We start from the raw sequence: 18,188 nt of genomic DNA, 5'->3' as shown, positions 1-18,188 counted from the left end.
CCCCTACTTCTCTGTGGGGCTCGCCGCGGGGTGCGAGGCGCCCTTCCGCAGGAAGCCCATGTCCTCGTACACCGGGGTCTGGAAGCCGAAGGCGCCGGCGTTGGCGATGTTCTTGCGTGCGGCGGTCAGTTGGGGCCGCTGGTACAGCGGGATCGAGCCGGCGGCGGCCCAGATCCGGGAGTCGGCCTTGCGGATCAGGCCCCGGCTCTCGTCCTCGTCCAGCGTGGAGACGGCCTGGTCGAAGAGCTGGTCCACCTGGTCGGTGCCGACCCGGGTGTAGTTCTGCTCGACGTTCAGGGAGCCGTCGGCGGCCGGGACCGGCTTGGCGTAGATGGGCCGGGCGTCGGTGGCGGGGAAGGCGGACGCGGGCCAGGAGTACAGGGCCAGGTCGAACTGGCCGGACGCGATGTGGTCCTTGAAGTAGCTCTCGTCCGCGACCTTGGTGATCTCGGTGCGGATGCCGACCTTCTGGAGCATCCCGGAGATCCGGTCGGCCACCGTGCGCAGGGTCTGCGAGCCGGGCCCGGACGGCAGCACGAAGCGGAGCGTGAGCGGCTTGCCGTCCTTGGCGAGCGCCCCGGCCGCGGCGCCCGCCGGCGCGGCGGTGCCCCGGGGGGCGTAGGCGCCGGGGGCACCGCCCTGCTGGAACTTGTTCGTGTACTGCTTGCCGTCCTGGGCGAGGTGCTGGGAGCCGTCCCCGTTCTCCTGGTGCTTCTTGGGGTCCTGCTTCTTCTCCCGGTCGGCCTCGCGCAGGACCTTGTCGGCCTCGCGCGGCGCCTTGTCGTCCTCGCCGACGATGTACGTCCCGTCCTCGGACTCCTCTTCGTCCGAGGCCGAGCCCGAGGAGGAGCCGGAGGAGGGGCCAGAAGAGGTCTTCTCGCCCTTGGACCCGGCGGCCTTCTCCCCCTTCTTCTTCTCCTTCTTCAGCGGGCCGCCCGGCACCCAGCCGGCGTCCGCGAGGAGGGCCTGCGCCTCGGCGGTGTCCTGGTCGCCGAGAGCGCCGCTGTTGTCGGCGTAGGCGGCCTGGCCGGAGAGCGCGAGGTGGCTGCCGACCGGCTCGGCGGGCAGACCCAGCGGGGTGAGCACGGCCGAGGCGAGGGCCTCCCGGTCGATCGCGCGGGCCACGGCACGGCGGACCCGCTCGTCGGCGAGCGGACCCTCGGCGCCGTTGAGGGCGAGCTGGGTGTAGGCGGGTTCCAGGGAACGGCGCACCTCGAAGCCGCGCAGGGCCTGCTGCTGGCGGGCGTACGCGGCGACTTCCTTGCGCTGCTTCTCGCGGGCGCTGATCTCCTCGTCGGCGGCCTCCTCGTCGGTGCCCTTGGCGACGGCCCAGGAGCGCAGGGCGTCGGCGGCGTCGAGGTTGCTGCCGGGGCCCATCAGCGGGGTGGCGCTCCGGGTGCCCTTCGCCGCCACGGTGATCCGCTTGACGGACTCGGGGTCGATCTCGGCGAGGTCCAGTTCACCGGCGGCGAGCGCGGCGGCCCGCTTGTCGCGGGGTACGGCGCGCAGCACGATCTCGTTGAGCTTGGCGGGGTGGCCCCACCAGCGCGGGTTGCGGGCGAGGGTGACCTCGTCGTCCTTGCGGTCGACCTTCTGCAGCGCGAAGGGCCCCGCGGTGACCTTGAGCTTCTTGCGGGCGCTGTCGTTGAAGGAGTCCGGGGTGCCCATGACGTCCTTCGGGTACAGCGGGGAGAACAGCGACTTCCAGTCGGCGTACGGCCGCGCGAAGGTGACCTTGACCTCGAGGTCGTTCTTGCCGCGCTCGATCTTCTCGATGCGGTCGTACCCGGCGTTGCGGGCCGTCCAGTAGGCGGTGTCCTTGCCGGACAGGGCGCGCCACTGGGCGGCGAAGTCGGCGGCGCCGATCTCGCGGCCGTCGCTCCAGACGGCCTGCTGGTTCAGCTTGTACAGCACGACCTGGCGGGGTTCGGTCTCGACGACCTCGGCCTTCTCCAGGTAGTCGGCGTCGAGCTGCGGGCGTCCGTTCGCGTCGAGCCGGTACATGGCCGGCAGGACGGCCTGGGCGACGCGGGTGGTGGTGGCGTCGGCGTCCGACTGGAACGTGTTGAGGGTGTCCGGCACGGAGTCCACGGCCCAGCGCAGGGTGCCGCCGTCGGCGACCAGGGAGCGGTCGGCGAACCCGATGTCGGACGCCGCGAGCGGCTTGCCGGCCGGGTCCTCGGAGCTGCACCCGGAGAGCAGCGGGACCGCGAGCGCGCCGGCGCTCAGGAAGGCGACCGAGCGCATCACCGCGCGCAGTGCGACGCCGTGTTCGGACATGCCGTCTACCTCCGGGGGTGCGCCGCCTGGTTTGGATCACGTTTGGCGGTATATGGAGCTGATCAGATGTATGCGGCCACTGAAGAGGAAAGGGTTCGGCAGGCGGTGGCGACACGGCGCAGGCGGCCCCGAAGCCCACCCGTGCGGCGCAATGGACGGCACAGAGGGGGCGCGCACGGAGGCACACGATCCGCCAATCCGTGCACGTCCCTTCACATGGGCCGGTGTGACGCGCAACACTCGCAGGCGCACATGAACGTTGCCGCCCTAAGTGAGGTCACGTCATGGCCCTGCACGACGAACTGGCGTCCGCCCAGCGCTGCCTCGACGAACTGCACCGGTATGTGAAGCGCCTGGAGCAGCAACTGGGCAGCGGTGGTCTGGAGATGCGCCGCGTCCGCGTCGACACCGACCGCCTGCGCGAGAGCCTCGCCCTGCTCAGGGACGCGGATCCCGCGCTGGCCCAGTCGAAGCGGCCCGATCTCGTCTCCATCCCCGACACCCCGTACGACAACACCCTGTGGACGGACTCGGACGACGAGGGTCTCGGCGCCCGCGACCGCCACGCCCCCTGAACCCGACCGGAGTCATGAATTGGCCACTGGTACGGAACCCCATCCGAAGAGCGGCGGCGTACGGTCCGGTACGCGCGCCGCGATCGCCGCCCCTCATCTGCGGACCGACCGCTGGTGGCTGGCGCCCGCGGCCACCGCCGCCGGGCTGCTGGCCTTCGTCGTCTACTCGACCTGGCGGGCCTTCGCCGACACGGACTACTACGCGGCGCCGTACGTCTCGCCGTTCTACTCGCCCTGTCTTGCCGAGCGGTGCGAGACGATGCGCTCCGGGCCCAACTGGGAGATCTTCGGCGGCTGGTGGGGCATCTCCCCCGCGATCCTCATCCTGATCTTCCCGCTCGGCTTCCGCCTGACCTGCTACTACTACCGCAAGGCGTACTACCGGGGCTTCTGGGCGTCCCCGCCGGCCTGCGCGGTGGCCGAGCCGCACAAGAAGTACACCGGCGAGACCCGCTTCCCGCTGATCCTGCAGAACATCCACCGGTACTTCTTCTACGCCGCGCTCGTCGTCGCCGGGATCCTGACCTACGACACCGTGCTCTCCTTCCGCGACGAGCACTACGCGTGGGGCCACATGGGCCTCGGCACCCTCGTGTTCCTGGTCAACATCACCCTGATCTGGGCGTACACCCTCTCCTGCCACTCCTGCCGGCACATCGTCGGCGGGCAGCTCAGGCACTTCTCCCAGCATCCCGTGCGCTACAGGGCCTGGCAGTGGGTCGGGAAGCTGAACGCCCGTCACATGCTGTTGGCCTGGGCGTCGTTGGTGAGCGTGGCGCTCGCCGACTTCTACGTGTACCTGGTCGCCTCCGGCGCCTTCGACGATCCGAGGTTGTTCTGATGTCCGTGGTCGACCGCCAGGAGTGGGACGTCGTCGTGGTCGGTGCCGGGGGCGCCGGCCTGCGCGCCGCCATCGAGGCGCGCGAGCGTGGCGCCCGTACGGCAGTCATCTGCAAGTCGCTGTTCGGCAAGGCGCACACGGTGATGGCCGAGGGCGGCATCGCGGCGGCGATGGCGAACGCCAACGAGCACGACTCCTGGCAGGTGCACTTCCGCGACACCATGCGCGGCGGGAAGTTCCTCAACCAGTGGCGGATGGCCGAGCTGCACGCCCAGGAGGCCCCGCAGCGGGTGTGGGAGCTGGAGACCTGGGGCGCGCTGTTCGACCGTACGAAGGACGGCCGGATCTCCCAGCGCAACTTCGGCGGCCACGAGTACCCGCGCCTCGCGCACGTCGGCGACCGCACGGGCCTGGAACTCATCCGGACCCTCCAGCAGAAGATCGTCTCCCTGCAACAGCAGGACCATCGCGAGACGGGCGACTACGAGTCGCGGCTGAAGGTCTTCCAGGAGTGCACGGTCACCCGCGTCCTCAAGGACGGCAACCGGGTCTCCGGCGTCTTCGCCTACGAGCGCGAGTCCGGCCGCTTCTTCGTCCTGGAGGCGCCTTCCGTCGTCATCGCGACCGGCGGCATCGGCAAGTCGTTCAAGGTGACGTCGAACTCGTGGGAGTACACCGGCGACGGCCACGCGCTGGCCCTGCTCGCGGGCGCGCCGCTGCTGAACATGGAGTTCGTGCAGTTCCACCCGACGGGCATGGTCTGGCCGCCGTCGGTGAAGGGCATCCTCGTCACGGAGTCGGTGCGCGGCGACGGCGGGGTGCTCAGGAACTCCGAGGGCAAGCGGTTCATGTTCGACTACGTCCCGGACGTCTTCAAGGAGAAGTACGCCGAGTCGGAGGAGGAGGGCGACCGCTGGTACGAGGACCCGGACCACAACCGGCGTCCGCCCGAGCTGCTCCCCCGCGACGAGGTGGCCCGCGCCATCAACTCCGAGGTGAAGGCGGGCCGCGGCTCCCCGCACGGCGGCGTGTTCCTGGACGTGTCGACGCGCATGCCCGCCGAGGTCATCAAGCGCCGACTGCCGTCCATGTACCACCAGTTCAAGGAGCTGGCGGACGTCGACATCACCGCGGAGGCGATGGAGGTCGGGCCGACCTGTCACTACGTGATGGGCGGCATCGCGGTCGACTCGGACACCGCGGTGGCCCGCGGGGTGCCGGGGCTGTACGCGGCCGGTGAGGTCGCGGGCGGCATGCACGGCTCCAACCGCCTCGGCGGCAACTCCCTGTCCGACCTGCTGGTGTTCGGCCGCAGGGCGGGCCTGCACGCCGCCGAGCACGCGGCCGCCCTCGCCTTCGAGCGGCCCGCGGTGGACGACGACCAGATCGACTCGGCGGCGGCGGAGGCGCTGCGGCCGTTCTCGGCGGAGGGTCCGGCGCCGGGCGAGGAGGACGGCCGCCCGCCGGAGAACCCGTACACCCTCCACCAGGAGCTCCAGCAGGCCATGAACGACCTCGTCGGCATCATCCGCCGCGAGGCCGAGATGGCGCAGGCCCTGGAGAAACTGGCGGACCTGCGGGTACGGGCCCGGCGCGCCGGGGTCGAGGGCCACCGCCAGTTCAACCCGGGCTGGCACCTCGCGCTCGACCTGCGCAACATGCTGCTGGTCAGCGAGTGCGTGGCGCGGGCGGCGCTGGAGCGCACCGAGTCGCGCGGCGGCCACACCCGCGAGGACCACCCGGCGATGGAACGCACGTGGCGCAACATCAACCTGCTGTGCCGACTGACCGACCCCACGGGCGGGTTGGCCACGGACCCGGTCCGCGGTCAGATCGCCCTCACCCGGGAGACCACCGACCCCATCCGCGCCGACCTGCTCGCCCTCTTCGACAAGGAGGAGCTGGTCAAGTACCTCGCCGAAGAGGAGCTGTACGAGTGAGCAGCTACAAGGCCCAGTTCAAGGTGTGGCGGGGCGATGTGCAGGGCGGCGATCTGGAGGACTTCACGGTCGAGGTGAACGACGGTGAGGTGGTCCTCGACATCATCCACCGCCTCCAGGCCACCCAGGCCCCCGATCTCGCCGTCCGCTGGAACTGCAAGGCGGGCAAGTGCGGTTCGTGCTCGGCGGAGGTCAACGGGCGGCCCCGGCTGATGTGCATGACCCGTATGTCGGTGTTCACCCGCGAGGAGACGATCACCGTCACCCCGCTGCGGGCCTTCCCCGTCGTCCGCGACCTGGTGACCGACGTCGGCTTCAACTACGAGAAGGCGCGCGAGGTCCCGGCGTTCGTGCCGCCGCAGGACCTGGGTCCCGGGGAGTACCGGATGATGCAGGAGGACGTGGACCGCTCGCAGGAGTTCCGCAAGTGCATCGAGTGCTTCCTGTGCCAGGACACCTGCCATGTGGTCCGCGACCACGAGGAGAACAAGCGGGCGTTCGCGGGCCCGCGCTTCCTGATGCGGGTGGCCGAACTGGACATGCACCCGCTGGACGCGGCACAGGAGTCGGGCCTCGACCGCAAGACCACCGCCCAGGACGAACACGGCCTCGGCTACTGCAACATCACCAAGTGCTGCACGGAGGTCTGCCCCGAGGGCATCAAGATCACGGACAACGCGCTGATCCCCCTGAAGGAACGGGCGGTGGACCGCAAGTACGACCCGCTGGTGTGGCTGGGGTCGAAGATCAGGCGGCGGCCCTCGTAGCGAGCCGCTGCACGTAGAGCCCGAACGCGAACACCGCCATGCCGGCCATCGCGTACGGAACGTGCTCCATGCTCGGCCCGTGGAGCGGTCCGACGAACAGGAAGGTGCCGATCCCGGCCTGCCCGATCAGCGTGCCGTACCCCCACATCCGGGGCCGGGCCACCTTGGCGCGCCCCGGCCCAGGCAGCAGCCATCCGGTGATGACGGCGGCAAGCCCGGTCACCAGCCCGGCCGTCAGCACCACGACGGCCACGATCACCAATATCTCGTGCACGTCGATCATCGTCGCACCAGGTCGAGGACGTGCACCAGGTTGTGCTCGGCAATACCGCGCATGAATTCCGTAAAGGGAAAGTCCCCGTCCAGCAGCCGCAACGGCCCGGCGACCAGGGACAGCCGCATGGCGAGCCGGTAGAACCGGAGCCGGTCCTCGTCGAGGCCCGGGACGCGGAGGGCCCCGTAGGCGTCCCCGAACCGGATCTCCAGGAAGACGTGCTCCCACTCCACATCGAAGTAGAGCAGCCCTTCGATGTCGATGAGGGCGAGATCCCCGTCCGGGGTCACCAGGACGTGATCGGGCCCGAGTTCACCGTGGATGAGGGTGTGGCGGTCACGCGGCCGGACCCGTGCCGCCAGCTCCCCCGCCCGCTCCACCAGACGCTCCCGTACGGCGGCGGCGCGCGGCTCCCGTCCGGCGACCTCCTCGATGTCGCGCAGGGCGCCCTCCAGGACCCGCTGTGGGCAGGACGTGCCGTACGACGTACCGCCGTTGTCGACTAGGGCGACCTTGCCGAAGCGGGGGCCGGTGTGGGTGTGCAGGGTGTCGAGGAGGGCCGCCAGCCGGTCCAGGAGGGCCGGGTCGCGGGGCAGGGCCGCTTCCAGACTGCCCCCGGGGAGGTCCTCGACGACCGCCTGCCGGGCCTCGGCGTCGACGTGCAGCAGGCGGGGCGTGCGCACGCCCGCGGCGGCCAGGCGGTCGTGGGCAGCGGTGAAGAGGTCGAGGCCGGTGCCGTGGGAGAACGGGTCGCGGGGGTCGGAGGGGCCCGCGTCCCAGTAGTCCTCGTCCGCCGACCAGACGTACGCGATCGCGCTGAAGCCGTCGTCGAAGGCGAGCCGGTAGACGCCCTTCTTGCTGCCGCCGCGCAGCCGGCCGGCGTCGACGAGGGTGCGGTTGCCGCCGACGGCGGCGCGGGCGAGGGGGGCGAGGTCGGCACGGGTGAGAGTCCGGCGGGTGGCGGTCATCCGCCCGATCCTGGCATCCGGCCCACGCGGCCGCAGCGGAATTTCGCCCTGCCCCGGCTTCCCGGTCGCGCCCCCGCATTCCTGCTCATACGCTCCGAAATGTGACGTCATCCTTGATACGGGGCCGGCCGCGGCGGGCGGCCTCGCACATATCCGCGCGGGTCGCGCACGCCCTGCTGGGTGTGCTGATCGGTGTGCTGTGGCTGGTGCTGCCGGGGATGACGATCGAGCACCGGGCTCCGGCGGCGGACGGCCGCGTGCAGGCGGCCGCGCCGTCCCTCGCGCAGGAGGAGGACGAGTCGTCGGCCGCCGACCTGGTGCTGCCGCTGGTGGTCGCCGGCGCCGCGGCGGTGGTGGCCGGCTACGCGTACGTACGGCGGACCCGGCGCGCCCGGACCCGGACCACCCCCGGCGGCACCCCGGCCCCGCTCGCCGCGTCGCCGCCCCTCGCCGAACTGGACGAGCGGGCGAGGGTGTTGCTGGTGGCCGCCGACGACAGTGTCCGCACCAGCCGTGAGGAGCTGGACTTCGTCGAGGCCCGGTTCGGGGCAAGCGCGGTGGCGTCCACGGTCCTCGCCCTGCGGGGCGCGGAGGGCGAGCTGCGGGCCGCTTTCCGGATGCGGCAGCAGTACGACGACGGCGTACCGGAGGAGGCCGCGGCCCGGCAGCACGCGCTCGCCGGGATCGTGGGCCGCTGCGAGGAGGCCGGGCGGCGCCTTGACGAGGCCGCGGCCGGCGTCGACCAGCTGCGCGGCCTGGAGCAGGGGGCGGGTGAGGCGCTGGGGCTGGCCGAGACCCGGTTCCGGGCGCTCACCGGCCGTACCCAGGCCGTCGACGCGCTGCTCGCCGACCTGGCCGCCCGGTACGGCCCCGCCGCCGTCGCCGAGGTCACCGGATACGGGGAGCAGGCCAAGGACCGGCTCGTCTTCGCCACCCTCCGCCTCAACCAGGCCCGTCAGGCCGGCGATCTCGCCGCCCACGACCGGGCCGCCGTGCATCTGCGTGCCGCGGAGGGTGCGATCGCCCAGGCCGCCGTCTTCCTCCACGGCGTCGAACGCCTCGCCGCGGACCTCTCCGGGGCCTCGGCCCTGCTACCGGCCGCGCTGACGGGCGCGGAGGCGGAGATCGCGCGGGCGCAGCGGTCGGCAAAGGCGCAGGTGCCCGTCGGCGAGCTGCGGGCGCGGATCGTGCACGCCGACAACGTCCTGGCCTTCGTACGGGACGAGGTGGTGAGCCGGGCTCCGTACGACCCGCTCGACGCCCTGCGCCGGATCGTGCGGGCGGTCGCGCCGCTCGCCACGGAGCCGACGGCCGGGGTGCTGGGGGCCGCCGCCGCGCTGGTGGGGAGGGCCGCCGTGGCGGGCGCGGACGACTTCGTGGCGACGCACCGGGGTGCGGTGGGCGCCACGGCCCGCACCCGGCTGGCGGAGGCGGTGCGGCTGCTGGACGAGGACCCGGTGGCCGCCGACGCGCTCGCCGTCGCGGCCCGCGACCTCGCCGAGCAGGACGTCCGCGTGCACGGCAACCCCGCCGCCGAGCACGAGAGCGGGAGCGCCGGGGCGGTGCTCGGCGGCATCCTGCTGGCCGACGGGGCAGCGGCAAGCTTCGGCGGTCCGCACGGCCGGGGACGCCGCGCCTGACCCCGAGTACCTGAAAGCGCCCCCGCGGCCGAGGGCGCCGCGCCTGACCCCGAGCGCCTGAACCCAGCCCCCGCGTCCGAGGGCGCCACGCCTGACCCCGAGCGCCTGAACCCAGCCCCCGCGTCCGAGGGCGCCGCGCCTGACCCCGAGTACCTGAAAGCGCCCCCGCGCCGGGCACGCCGCGTCTGACCCCGAGCGCCTAGAAGCAGCCCACGCGGCCGGAGACCCGCGTCTGGCCCAAGTGCCTAAAACAGGCTCAGCAACGCCTCCGCCGGGTCCGTCAGGCCCGTCTCGCCGTCCGGGAGTGGCAGTTCGAACCACACCGTCTTCCCGCGCGGCGTCCGGCGTGAGCCCCAGGCCGCGCTGAGCAGGCCGACCAGTTGCAGGCCCCGGCCGCCCTCGTCGGTGTCGCGGGCGCGGCGGCGGCGCGGCTGGACCAGGCCGGAGTCCCAGACCTCGCAGACCAGGGTGCGGTCGAGGAGGAGTCTCAGCCGGATCTCGCCCTCGCCGTACCGCAGGGCGTTGGTCACCAGCTCGCTGACCAGCAGTTCCGTGGTGTCGACCAGCGGCTCCAGGTCCCAGCTGAGCAGCTGCCCGCGCGCGTACTCCCGGGCCCGGCCCACGCTGCGCGGCTCGCGCGGCAGGGTCCAGTCGCCGACGGAGTCGGTGGGCAGGCCCTGGACGCGGGCCATCAGCAGGGCGATGTCGTCCTCGCCGTGGTGGGTGTCGAGGGTGTTGAGGACGTGGTCGCAGACGTCCTCCAGCGGGCGGCTCGGGTCGGTCAGCGCGCCCACGAAGGCCTGGAGGCCCTCATCGAGGGGGTGATCGCGGCTTTCGACCAGTCCATCCGTGTAGAGCGCGAGCAGAGCGCCCTCGGGAAGGTCGACCTCGACCTCCTCGAAGGGCTCCCCGCCGACGCCGAGCGGCATGCCCGGCGGGACGTCCAGCATCAGCGCCGCCTCGCCGGGTTCGACGAGGACGGGCGGCAGATGACCGGCGTTGGCGAAGGTGCAGCGGCGGGTGACGGAGTCGTAGACGGCGTACACGCACGTCGCCAGATACACCTCGGACAGGTCGGCCTCACGGGGCCGGCGGGCGGCCCGGGTGGCCTGCTGGACCCCGCCGGGCGCTCCCAGCCCGCGCGCGATCTCGTCCAACGCGCTGAGCACTTCCGCCGGTTCGAGGTCGAGCAGGGCCAGGGTGCGGACGGCGGAGCGGAGTTCACCCATCGCCACGGCCGCGCGCAGCCCGCGCCCCATGACGTCCCCGACCACCAACGCCGTACGGTGCCCGGGCAGTTCGATGACGTCGAACCAGTCGCCGCCGACCTCGCTGGGCCGGTCGGAGGAGGAGTTGCCGGGCCGGTAGCGGCAGGCGATGTCGAGGCCGGAGGCGACCGGGTCACCCGGCGGCAGCAGGGACCGCTGCAGCATCAGCGCCCGCTCGTGCTCTCTCCGGTACAGCCGCGCGTTGTCGATACAGACCGCGGCCCGCGCCGCCAGCTCGACGGCCAGTTCCCGGTCCCGGTCCCCGAACGGCTCACTGCCCTTGGTCCGCGCGAACTGCGCCAGGCCTACGACGGTGTCGTGGGCGACCATCGGCACGGCGAGCGTGGACTGCACGAGGCCGCCCTCCTCGGCCGGGATGTACTGCGGGCGGGCGGTGCGCAGGGCGTCCGCGCAGGGCGAGTTGAAGGGGTAGTGGTGGACGGCGCCGACCGCTATGGGCGGGCCCGAGCCGGCGAAGGGGGCGTCGGAGACGGCGCTGGCGAAGGCCACCCGGCGCAGTTCGGCGCTGCCGTCGGCGAGGCCGGGCGGGGTCTCGTCGCCGGCCAGCAGGCCCTGGTAGAGGTCGACGGTCGCCAGGTCGCAGAAGCCGGGGACGACGACGTCGAGGAGTTCGCGGGCGGTGGTCTCCAGGTCGAGGGAGTTGCCGATGCGGGCGCCGGCCTCGTTGAGAAGGGCGAGATTGCGCCGCGCGGCGGCGGCTTCCCGGGCGGCCTGGCGGCGGGCGGTGATGTCGATGGCGAGCCAGGCGATGCCGATGGGGCGTCCGGAGCCGCTGTGCACCCGGTAGAGGTTGACCGACCAGTGCCGACGGTCCTCGGAGCCCGGCACGAAGCCGGTGACGTGCATGTCCGTGATGGAGTCGCCGGTGTCCAGGACCCGGCGCAGGGTGGCCGCCACCCGCTCGGCCTCGGGGCGCGGCAGGTAGTCGTGGACCCCCTTGCCCCGGTGCTCGTCCGGCGTCCCGCCGAACACGGTGGCGAACCGCTGGTTGGCGCGGCGGACCCGCAGGTCGGGGTCGATCAGCAGGAAGCCGAAGGGAGATTGACCGAAAATCGACTGCGAGGCGGCGAGATCGGTCTCGATGCTGCGCAGGGTGCGGACGTCGACGACGATGCAGACGGCGGCCTTCGCGCCGTCCTCGGTCCGCGTCGGCATGACATAGACCTCGGCGAGGCCCTCCGCGCCGGGGGTGCCGTCCTCGCCGTCCGGGGCGCGGAAGGGGACGACGCCGGTCCACTCGCGGCCGTCGAGGATCTCGGCCATCTTGCGCTGACCGATCTCGCGCCGGTCCGGGTCGATGAACGCCTCGATGGGGTCCATGCCGACCGCCTGCTCGGCGGAGATCCCGAAGACCTGCTCGGCGCGCAGGCTCCACTGGTCGACGAGACCGTCGGGGCCGATGGAGAAGGACGCGACCTTGATGTAGTCGTAGATCGAGCCGGGCGGACTGCTCTGCCACATGGCGTCACCCTGTGGGGCCACGGCCCCATATGCGGCCTGTGACCTCGCGCCGCCCGACGGGTCCTCGGACTCCGTGGCCTTCGCTGGTATCTCGCTCACGCGAACCGTCCCCTCCAGCTCACCGCGCCCGGCACCGGTCACCGGCAACGGCTGCCCGCAGTATCCAGCACTACGGCGCCGCACAACACGGTGTTCACGATCACAGCACGGTCCCAGCGTTTTTTGGACCGCACCGCGACAACACTTCCAGTCTTCTAACCAGCCAACACGCAGTCGAACCACGCCCTCCGACAACCGTCAGTGGCCTGAACCAGCCGGTGGACAGTGCGGGCGCACGCGTACAGCCCGTACGCCCCCGGTGCGCCGCAGCGTTCACCGCCACCTTCACTGTGGCACCGCGAGCTCGAACCACACCGTCTTCCCGGCCGCGCCGGGGCGGGTACCCCAACGGCGCGAGGAATGGGCGACCAGCTGAAGACCCCGGCCGCTCTCGTCCTCCGGCTGCGCGACGCGCTCGCGGGGCGGGTCCGGGAGCGGGTCGGAGACCTCCACCCGGAGCACGGCGTCGAGGCTGGTGGGACGGACGAGGCGGACGCCGATCGGGCCGGTGGCGTGCCGCAGGGAGTTGGTGACCAGTTCGCTCACCAGCAGGGCGGTGATGTCAGCCATGCTGTCGAGGCCCCAGTCGCGCAGGCGCCCGCGGACGGCTCCGCGGGCGGCGCGCACGGCGCCGGGGTCCGCGGGGAACGACCACTCGGCGCAGTCGCCTTCGGTGTCGATCACGCCGATCACTTCCCAGGCACACCCATGTCCATTTTCGTGGGGTTAATGGGCACATACCCGATATCCGGTGAGGATTACCGTAGGGCGGGGCGCACTGTGGTGCGAACGGGGGTATGCCGGGCGCCTAGGAGCTCGGGGGGTGCGGTGGTTGTGCGGGTGCGGGTGCGTCGTGGCTGGTCGCGCAGTTCCCCGCGCCCCTAGGGTGTCCACCCAGCCGCCAGCTGCTGAACAGCAGGGACATCTTGGTCCAGCCACTCCACGTCCCAGAGCTCATCCCTGGTCAGCCAGCGGAGTTCGTCGTGGTCCTGCAGGGGCTTGGGGTCCGGGGAACCCGGGAGCAGGCGAGCCGTCCAGACCTGGAGAACGTACGGGGACCTCAGGGGCCACTCCCCCGGCACCCGCTCCCCCGCCTCCGTCTCGACCCCCAGCTCCTCGCGGAGTTCTCGCACCAGGGCCGCCTCGGGGGTCTCGCCCGGCTCCACCTTGCCGCCCGGGAGTTCCCAGCGGCCCGCCAACTCGGGCGGGGCGCTGCGGCGGGCGGCCAGGAGGCGGTCTGCGTCGAGGAGGGCGGCTCCCACCACCACGGTGCGTCGGGTCATGCGGCGGAGCCTACGCGTTGCGGGTGGCCTCGCCGTTCTGGCCGATGCGTTCGACCCAGTACAGCTGCTTGTGGCCGCGGTCGTCGAGGCTGTCGGCGATCTTCTGTGCCTCGGCGCGGGTGGCGTAGCGGCCCACGCGGTAGCGGTTGCCGTTGTCGTCCTGTCGTATGACGAGCCAGGGAAGAGTGATCGTGCTGTCGTTCATCGCCCCCCACTGCTCCTTCCCGACAACGCCCCGCCCGCTAAGGAAACCGCAATCCGCATATGCCCGAGCCTACGCCTAACCTTTACGCAGCGAATACGCATTTTCACAAAGAGGTACGCAACCGGCCAGAACGCGGGGGGCGCGCGGAGGCGAACGCGCCGTGCGCGGGCGTCGATGCGTCCGGTCAGAGGCGTATCCGCGCGTAGGGGGTCACCTGCGAGAACGGCCAGAATGCAACGCCGTTGGAGAGGGCGGCCGTTGACCCGGTGGCGGGGGCAACAGCCGTGAAGGTGTGCGCTACTTCACCGGAAGGTGGTACGCGACTCGGTAGCGGTCGGCCGGGATGACCACGTCGGCCGTCTCCACGGGGCGGCCGGAGGCGTAGAACGTGCGGTGGACGACCACGACGACATGGCCGGGGACACCGCCCAGGGCGAGGAGTTCCTCGGCGAGGCCGGGGCGGGCGCCGACCTCCTCGGTGACGTTGTCCACGATCACGTCGATGGCCGCCATGCGCTCGACGACGCCCATGCCGCCGAGCGGTCCCTCCTCGGGGAGCATCACGGGGGTGCGGCCGGTGACCGCGAGGGGTTCCCAGGAGGTGGAGAGCATCATCGGCTCGCCGTTGTCCCGGTAGACGTACTTGGTGCACATCACGCGGTCGCCGGGGCGGATCGCGAGCCGCTCGGCGACGGCGACACTGGCCTCGACCTGGCGGCTGCTGGACTCCCAGGTGCCGCGCGCGTCGGCATCCGCCTGCTCCTGGCGGAAGGGCGTGGCCCCGCCGTCCGGGCGGAAGCCGGAGCGGGCGACCCTGCGGGGCACGGGCCGCTCACGGACGTAGGTCCCGGAGCCGGAGCGGCCCTCCACCAGGCCCTCGGCCATCAGCACCTTGCGGGCCTCCAGGGCGACGGTGTCCGAGACGCCGTACTCCTCGCGGATTCTGGCCTGGGAGGGCAGCCGGGTGTGCGGTGGCAGCGAACCGTCGACGATCTTCTTGCGGAGATCACCCGCGACACGCAGATACGCCGGCTGCTCACCGAAAGTCACTGGCCGCTCCCATCAGGTTGTACAGACAGCAACAGCGTGGCAACCGTGGGTTGAGCCATGCAAGCAAAGGCCAGAGAATCACTCGATGTAGTGACATGTGGCCCCGGCGGGCTTTACGCAGGCACTTTCTCCCCGCTATAGCGGAGATCACACATCGAGCTCCCCCGCGTCCCCGTCACCGGCCCCGCCGTCGTAGTCCTTGTCGTACGACGGCACCGTGGTGGCCAGGCCCAGAGCCTCGCGGGCGGTGACGGTGCTGTCGCCGTCGATGTACTCGTACCCGGCGTCGTAGTGCTCGTAGTACGCGTCGACGTCCTTCGCCACGGCGGCCTTCGCCCACTCCTCGCGGGCCGCCTCCAGGTCGGCGGCGAGGGCGGCGACGGCCTTCTTGCTGCCTGTGGGCCAGGAGCGGGCGCGCAGCGCCTCGGCCTGCTCACCCAGGGTGGTGCCGACCTCGCCCGCCCACTTCCGGTTCGCCGGCAGGTCGTCCTCGGCGTAGTCCCCGGGCTCCTCGAACAGGACCCGGTCCAGCGCGTTGGCCGACTTCAGGAAGGCGATCTGGTCCGCGTCGAGGTCGGTGGCGTCGTTGCGCAGCGAGCCGGTCAGGCTCTTCTTCTCGTCGACGTTCCCGAAGACGCAGGTGATCTCGCGGTCGCCGAAGGTCCAGCTCTCCTTGGACGGCACCAGGTAGTAGACGTCCACGGTGTCCGGTACGGCCCACGCGTCCATCGCGTAGTCCTGCTGGAGCGCGTAGCACTTGTCGTCGGCCAGGTCGGTGACCGCGTCGTCGCCGGGGAAGGAGCCCGACGGCAGGGTGACGACGGCGAACACCTCACCGTGATGGGCGTCGGTGCAGGGCACCTCGTCCACGTCGTAGGCGTCGCCGTGGAGGGAGCCGGTGCCCGAGTCGAAGCAGTCGCCCTTGGCGAGCGCGAAGGCGGTGCCGTCGCCGCGCGCGGCGTCCTTGAAGCCGTCCACGGCGTCGGACACCAGCCCGGTCGACAGCGACACCGTCCACAGCACGATCCCGACGACCGACAGCACGGACCCGGCGATCGCCATGCCCTTGCCGCGTTCGCCCCTCTTCTTGATCTGCGCGAGCGCGATCAGCCCCAGGACCAGCCCGACGGCCGGCAGGAAGCAGAGGATGCCGAGCACCAGGGCGGCGATGGCGACGCCGTTGACGGGCACGGGCCGCGCGTATCCGCCGTAGCCGTAGCCCCAGGGCCCTGGCGGGGTGAAAGGACCCGGCGGGTACGGCCCCTGGGGCTGGTGGGGGCCGGGAGGCGGAGGTATGGACACGGGTACCGTGCTCCTGGTTCGGACTGGGGTGGCGAACTGTCGTACGACTGGGCGCATGGTAAGCGCAGGGTGAGCGGGGGCGGAACGGTGGTCGCGAACGCCACGATTCAGGCGGTCAACGGGCTGACCGCGCGCTGGGCGGGGTCTTCGGAGGGCGGGACGGTCTTCTCGGCGGCCGGTGTCTGGCCGCTGCTGGCCTTTCTGGCGGACGGGGCGGCCGGGGCCGCCCGGGCGGAGCTGGCCGAGGCGGTCGGGATGCCGGCCGACCGATCGGCGTCCGCCGCGCGGGAGTTGCTGGCCGCCATGGGGCGGATGCAGGGGCTGGAGTCGGCCCTCGGGCTGTGGACGAAGCGGACGCTGGAGCTGCGGGAGCGGTGGGCTGCGGGGCTGCCGGCGGAGGCGCACGGGGTGCTGACGGGGGACGTGGCCGCCGACGGGGCGGCGCTGGACGCGTGGGCGGCGAAGCGGACGGGTGGGCTCATTGAGGTGATGCCCGTACGGGTGATGCCGGACACCGAGATGGTGCTGGCGAGTGCGCTGGCGGTGCGGACGGAGTGGGAGGTGCCGTTCAAGGGCGACCTCATGCCGTGGCGGGACCGGGATCGGGCCGGGTTGTCGCGTACGACGTCCGATCCGGACGACGTGGCGGTGGCGCGGGCGGGGGCGGGTGCCGTCACGGAGGTCCGAGTGCGCGGCACGAACGGGATCGACGTCCATCTGCTCCTCGGGGAGAAGCGGTTGACGCCCGGGCAGGTGCTCGGCGCCGGGGTGGACGTCCTGGGCGGGGCGCTGACGGCCGTACCCGGCAGCGGGCTGCCGTTCGGGGCGGCGGGGCCCGGACTGAGGGTCGAGACGGTCCGTACCGAACGGCCGGAGCCGCCGAGCCTCACCCTCAACACCCCCGAGTTCACCGTCACCGCTCACCATGACCTGCTGGCGGAAAGGGAGTTGTTCGGGCTGGCGACCGCCAGTGACCGCTCCCCCGGGCACTTCCCCGGCATCAGCGCGGCCCCGCTCGGACTTGCGGCCGGGCGGCAGTCGGTGACGGCGGCGTTCAGCGGTGAGGGGTTCCGGGCGGCCGCCGTGACCGCGATGGACATGGTGTGGCTGAGCTGGGAGCCCGAGCCGGAGCACGAGTCGAAGCGGCTCTACGCCACCTTCGACCGCCCCTTCGGGTTTCTCGCCGTCCACCGCGCGTCACGGCTCGCCCTCGCGGCGGGCTGGGTCACCGACCCGGCGCCTTACCGCGAGGCCGACCTGTACTGACGTACTGGAACTTCTCAGTCGTACTTCTCAGTCGTACTTCTCAGTCGTCGAACGCCGTCGCCCTCGCGTCCTTCTCCCAGGGCGTGATGTCCTCCCTGACCTGGTCGAGGTGGCCGAGGACCGCCGTGACGCCGTCGTCGCCGAGGGGGAGGCGGAGCGGGGTGCGGTCGGAGCGGAGCGCGGCCAGGATGACCGCGGCGGCCTTGGCCGGATCGCCCGGCTGGGTGCCGTCACCGCCGGCGACGAAGCCGCGGGTGGTGCTCACCTTGGAGTAGACGCCGCTGTCCGTGCTGACGCCCGCCCGGTCCTTCTCGAACAGCCCGGTCCGGAAGGCGCCCGGCTCGACGATCAGCACCTTGATGCCGAACTCCGCGACCTCGTCCGCCAGCGCCTCGGACATGCCCTCCAGCGCGAACTTCGTGCCGCTGTACGCCGAGAAGCCCGCGAAGGACATCTGGCCGCCCATGCTGCTCATCTGGACGATCGCGCCCGAGCGGCGCTCCCGCATCGAGGGCAGGACCGCGCGCACCAGCGCCGCCGGCCCGAAGACATGCACGTCGAACAGGGCCCGCAGCTCGTCCTCGCCGGTCTCCTCGAAAGCGCCGACATGCGTACGGCCCGCGTTGTTGACCAGGACGTCGATCCGGCCGTGCCGGGCCACCACGTCCCGTACCGCCGCCTCGGCCGCGGCCGTGTCGGCGACGTCCAGGCGCAGCGCCTCCACCTGGTCGGGGTGCGCGGCGACGAGGTCGTCCAGCGCCTCGGGGCGGCGGGCCGCGCCCACGACCACGTCACCGTCGGCGAGGGCCGCCTCCGCGACGGCCCGCCCGAAGCCGCTGCTCGCGCCGGTGATGAGCCACACCTTGTTCATGACTGCTCCTGCTCGCTCACGTTCGGTTGATCCTTCTGTGAACCAGCTTGCGGGCGCGGCTGGTTGCCCGTCCAAGA

General features: G+C 72.1%; 16 protein-coding genes. 6 read left to right on the top strand and 10 right to left on the bottom strand.

The window, feature by feature from the left end:
- Positions 1–3 precede the first annotated feature (3 nt).
- Positions 4–2,280 (bottom strand): ABC transporter family substrate-binding protein, encoded by a 2,277-nt coding sequence (locus CRP56_RS28105; protein WP_097268609.1) that lies wholly within the window; start codon positions 2,278–2,280, stop codon positions 4–6.
- A gap of 284 nt (positions 2,281–2,564) precedes the next feature.
- Between CRP56_RS28105 and CRP56_RS28100 the strand changes: the two genes are divergently transcribed.
- From CRP56_RS28100 to CRP56_RS28085, 4 genes are read left to right on the top strand one after another with little or no spacing between them, the layout of a single operon-like run.
- Positions 2,565–2,855: a hypothetical protein gene (locus CRP56_RS28100; RefSeq protein WP_059192539.1), complete on the top strand. Its 291-nt coding sequence runs from the start codon at positions 2,565–2,567 to the stop codon at positions 2,853–2,855.
- Positions 2,856–2,874: 19 nt separating this feature from the next.
- Positions 2,875–3,696, top strand: a complete 822-nt coding sequence (locus CRP56_RS28095; protein WP_097268607.1) for a hypothetical protein — start codon at positions 2,875–2,877, stop codon at positions 3,694–3,696.
- Complete coding sequence (locus tag CRP56_RS28090) at positions 3,696–5,636, top strand: fumarate reductase/succinate dehydrogenase flavoprotein subunit (protein WP_097268605.1); 1,941 nt, start codon at positions 3,696–3,698, stop codon at positions 5,634–5,636. Before CRP56_RS28095 ends, CRP56_RS28090 begins: the two co-directional genes overlap by 1 nt.
- Positions 5,633–6,403, top strand: coding sequence for a succinate dehydrogenase/fumarate reductase iron-sulfur subunit (locus CRP56_RS28085; RefSeq protein WP_097268603.1), 771 nt, complete (start codon positions 5,633–5,635; stop codon positions 6,401–6,403). Before CRP56_RS28090 ends, CRP56_RS28085 begins: the two co-directional genes overlap by 4 nt.
- Here CRP56_RS28085 and CRP56_RS28080 read toward each other — a convergent pair.
- Together CRP56_RS28080 and CRP56_RS28075 are read right to left on the bottom strand one after the other, a co-directional pair.
- Entirely contained in the window at positions 6,384–6,686 is a 303-nt protein-coding gene (locus CRP56_RS28080; protein ID WP_097268601.1) for a hypothetical protein, read from the bottom strand. The genes CRP56_RS28085 and CRP56_RS28080 overlap by 20 nt on opposite strands.
- Positions 6,683–7,645 carry a phosphotransferase gene (locus CRP56_RS28075; protein ID WP_097268599.1) on the bottom strand — a complete coding sequence of 321 codons (963 nt, stop codon included), beginning with the start codon at positions 7,643–7,645 and terminating at the stop codon, positions 6,683–6,685. The genes CRP56_RS28080 and CRP56_RS28075 overlap by 4 nt, the downstream gene beginning before the upstream one ends.
- 101 nt (positions 7,646–7,746) lie before the next feature.
- Here CRP56_RS28075 and CRP56_RS28070 point away from each other — a divergent pair, with 101 nt between their 5' ends.
- Positions 7,747–9,285, top strand: coding sequence for a hypothetical protein (locus tag CRP56_RS28070; RefSeq protein ID WP_179851134.1), 1,539 nt, complete (start codon positions 7,747–7,749; stop codon positions 9,283–9,285).
- A 245-nt stretch (positions 9,286–9,530) separates the two neighbouring features.
- Here the strand turns inward: CRP56_RS28070 and CRP56_RS28065 are convergent, their stop codons facing one another.
- The 6 genes from CRP56_RS28065 to CRP56_RS28040 all read right to left on the bottom strand — a co-directional run bounded on the left by CRP56_RS28065 (position 9,531) and on the right by CRP56_RS28040 (position 15,974).
- The gene (locus tag CRP56_RS28065; protein WP_097268597.1) at positions 9,531–12,134 is read right to left on the bottom strand and encodes a SpoIIE family protein phosphatase; all 2,604 of its coding nucleotides are present in this window, start codon (positions 12,132–12,134) and stop codon (positions 9,531–9,533) included.
- Between the two features lie 285 nt (positions 12,135–12,419).
- Complete coding sequence (locus tag CRP56_RS28060; RefSeq protein WP_097268595.1) at positions 12,420–12,827, bottom strand: ATP-binding protein; 408 nt, start codon at positions 12,825–12,827, stop codon at positions 12,420–12,422.
- A gap of 188 nt (positions 12,828–13,015) precedes the next feature.
- Positions 13,016–13,417: a (deoxy)nucleoside triphosphate pyrophosphohydrolase gene (locus CRP56_RS28055; protein WP_097268592.1), complete on the bottom strand. Its 402-nt coding sequence runs from the start codon at positions 13,415–13,417 to the stop codon at positions 13,016–13,018.
- 10 nt (positions 13,418–13,427) lie between these two features.
- Positions 13,428–13,622 (bottom strand): SPOR domain-containing protein, encoded by a 195-nt coding sequence (locus CRP56_RS28050; protein ID WP_059192548.1) that lies wholly within the window; start codon positions 13,620–13,622, stop codon positions 13,428–13,430.
- A gap of 297 nt (positions 13,623–13,919) precedes the next feature.
- Entirely contained in the window at positions 13,920–14,672 is a 753-nt protein-coding gene (locus tag CRP56_RS28045) for a GntR family transcriptional regulator (protein ID WP_097268590.1), read from the bottom strand.
- A 147-nt stretch (positions 14,673–14,819) separates the two neighbouring features.
- Entirely contained in the window at positions 14,820–15,974 is a 1,155-nt protein-coding gene (locus CRP56_RS28040; protein ID WP_097268587.1) for a DUF4190 domain-containing protein, read from the bottom strand.
- Positions 15,975–16,043: 69 nt separating this feature from the next.
- On the opposite strand from CRP56_RS28040, the gene CRP56_RS28035 reads away from it, so the two are divergent.
- Positions 16,044–17,240, top strand: a complete 1,197-nt coding sequence (locus CRP56_RS28035; protein WP_257041116.1) for a serpin family protein — start codon at positions 16,044–16,046, stop codon at positions 17,238–17,240.
- 40 nt (positions 17,241–17,280) lie between these two features.
- Here the strand turns inward: CRP56_RS28035 and CRP56_RS28030 are convergent, their stop codons facing one another.
- Positions 17,281–18,111 (bottom strand): oxidoreductase, encoded by an 831-nt coding sequence (locus tag CRP56_RS28030; protein ID WP_097268585.1) that lies wholly within the window; start codon positions 18,109–18,111, stop codon positions 17,281–17,283.
- Between the last annotated feature and the right edge of the window lie 77 nt (positions 18,112–18,188).

It is taken from the genome of Streptomyces sp. TLI_55 (assembly GCF_900206255.1).
In the GTDB taxonomy this organism is placed as follows: domain Bacteria; phylum Actinomycetota; class Actinomycetes; order Streptomycetales; family Streptomycetaceae; genus Streptomyces; species Streptomyces aquilus.
This window is presented reverse-complemented; position numbering and strand designations above follow the sequence as displayed.

Bases quoted from the DNA above. Each gene is read 5' to 3' on its own strand.
- CRP56_RS28100 (WP_059192539.1), top strand. From the start codon at position 2,565: ATGGCCCTGCACGACGAACTGGCGTCCGCCCAGCGCTGCCTCGACGAA.
- CRP56_RS28075 (WP_097268599.1), bottom strand. From the start codon at position 7,645: ATGACCGCCACCCGCCGGACTCTCACCCGTGCCGACCTCGCCCCCCTC.
- CRP56_RS28030 (WP_097268585.1), bottom strand. From the start codon at position 18,111: ATGAACAAGGTGTGGCTCATCACCGGCGCGAGCAGCGGCTTCGGGCGG.
- CRP56_RS28080 (WP_097268601.1), bottom strand. From the start codon at position 6,686: ATGATCGACGTGCACGAGATATTGGTGATCGTGGCCGTCGTGGTGCTG.
- CRP56_RS28055 (WP_097268592.1), bottom strand. From the start codon at position 13,417: ATGACCCGACGCACCGTGGTGGTGGGAGCCGCCCTCCTCGACGCAGAC.
- CRP56_RS28090 (WP_097268605.1), top strand. From the start codon at position 3,696: ATGTCCGTGGTCGACCGCCAGGAGTGGGACGTCGTCGTGGTCGGTGCC.
- CRP56_RS28050 (WP_059192548.1), bottom strand. From the start codon at position 13,622: ATGAACGACAGCACGATCACTCTTCCCTGGCTCGTCATACGACAGGAC.
- CRP56_RS28105 (WP_097268609.1), bottom strand. From the start codon at position 2,280: ATGTCCGAACACGGCGTCGCACTGCGCGCGGTGATGCGCTCGGTCGCC.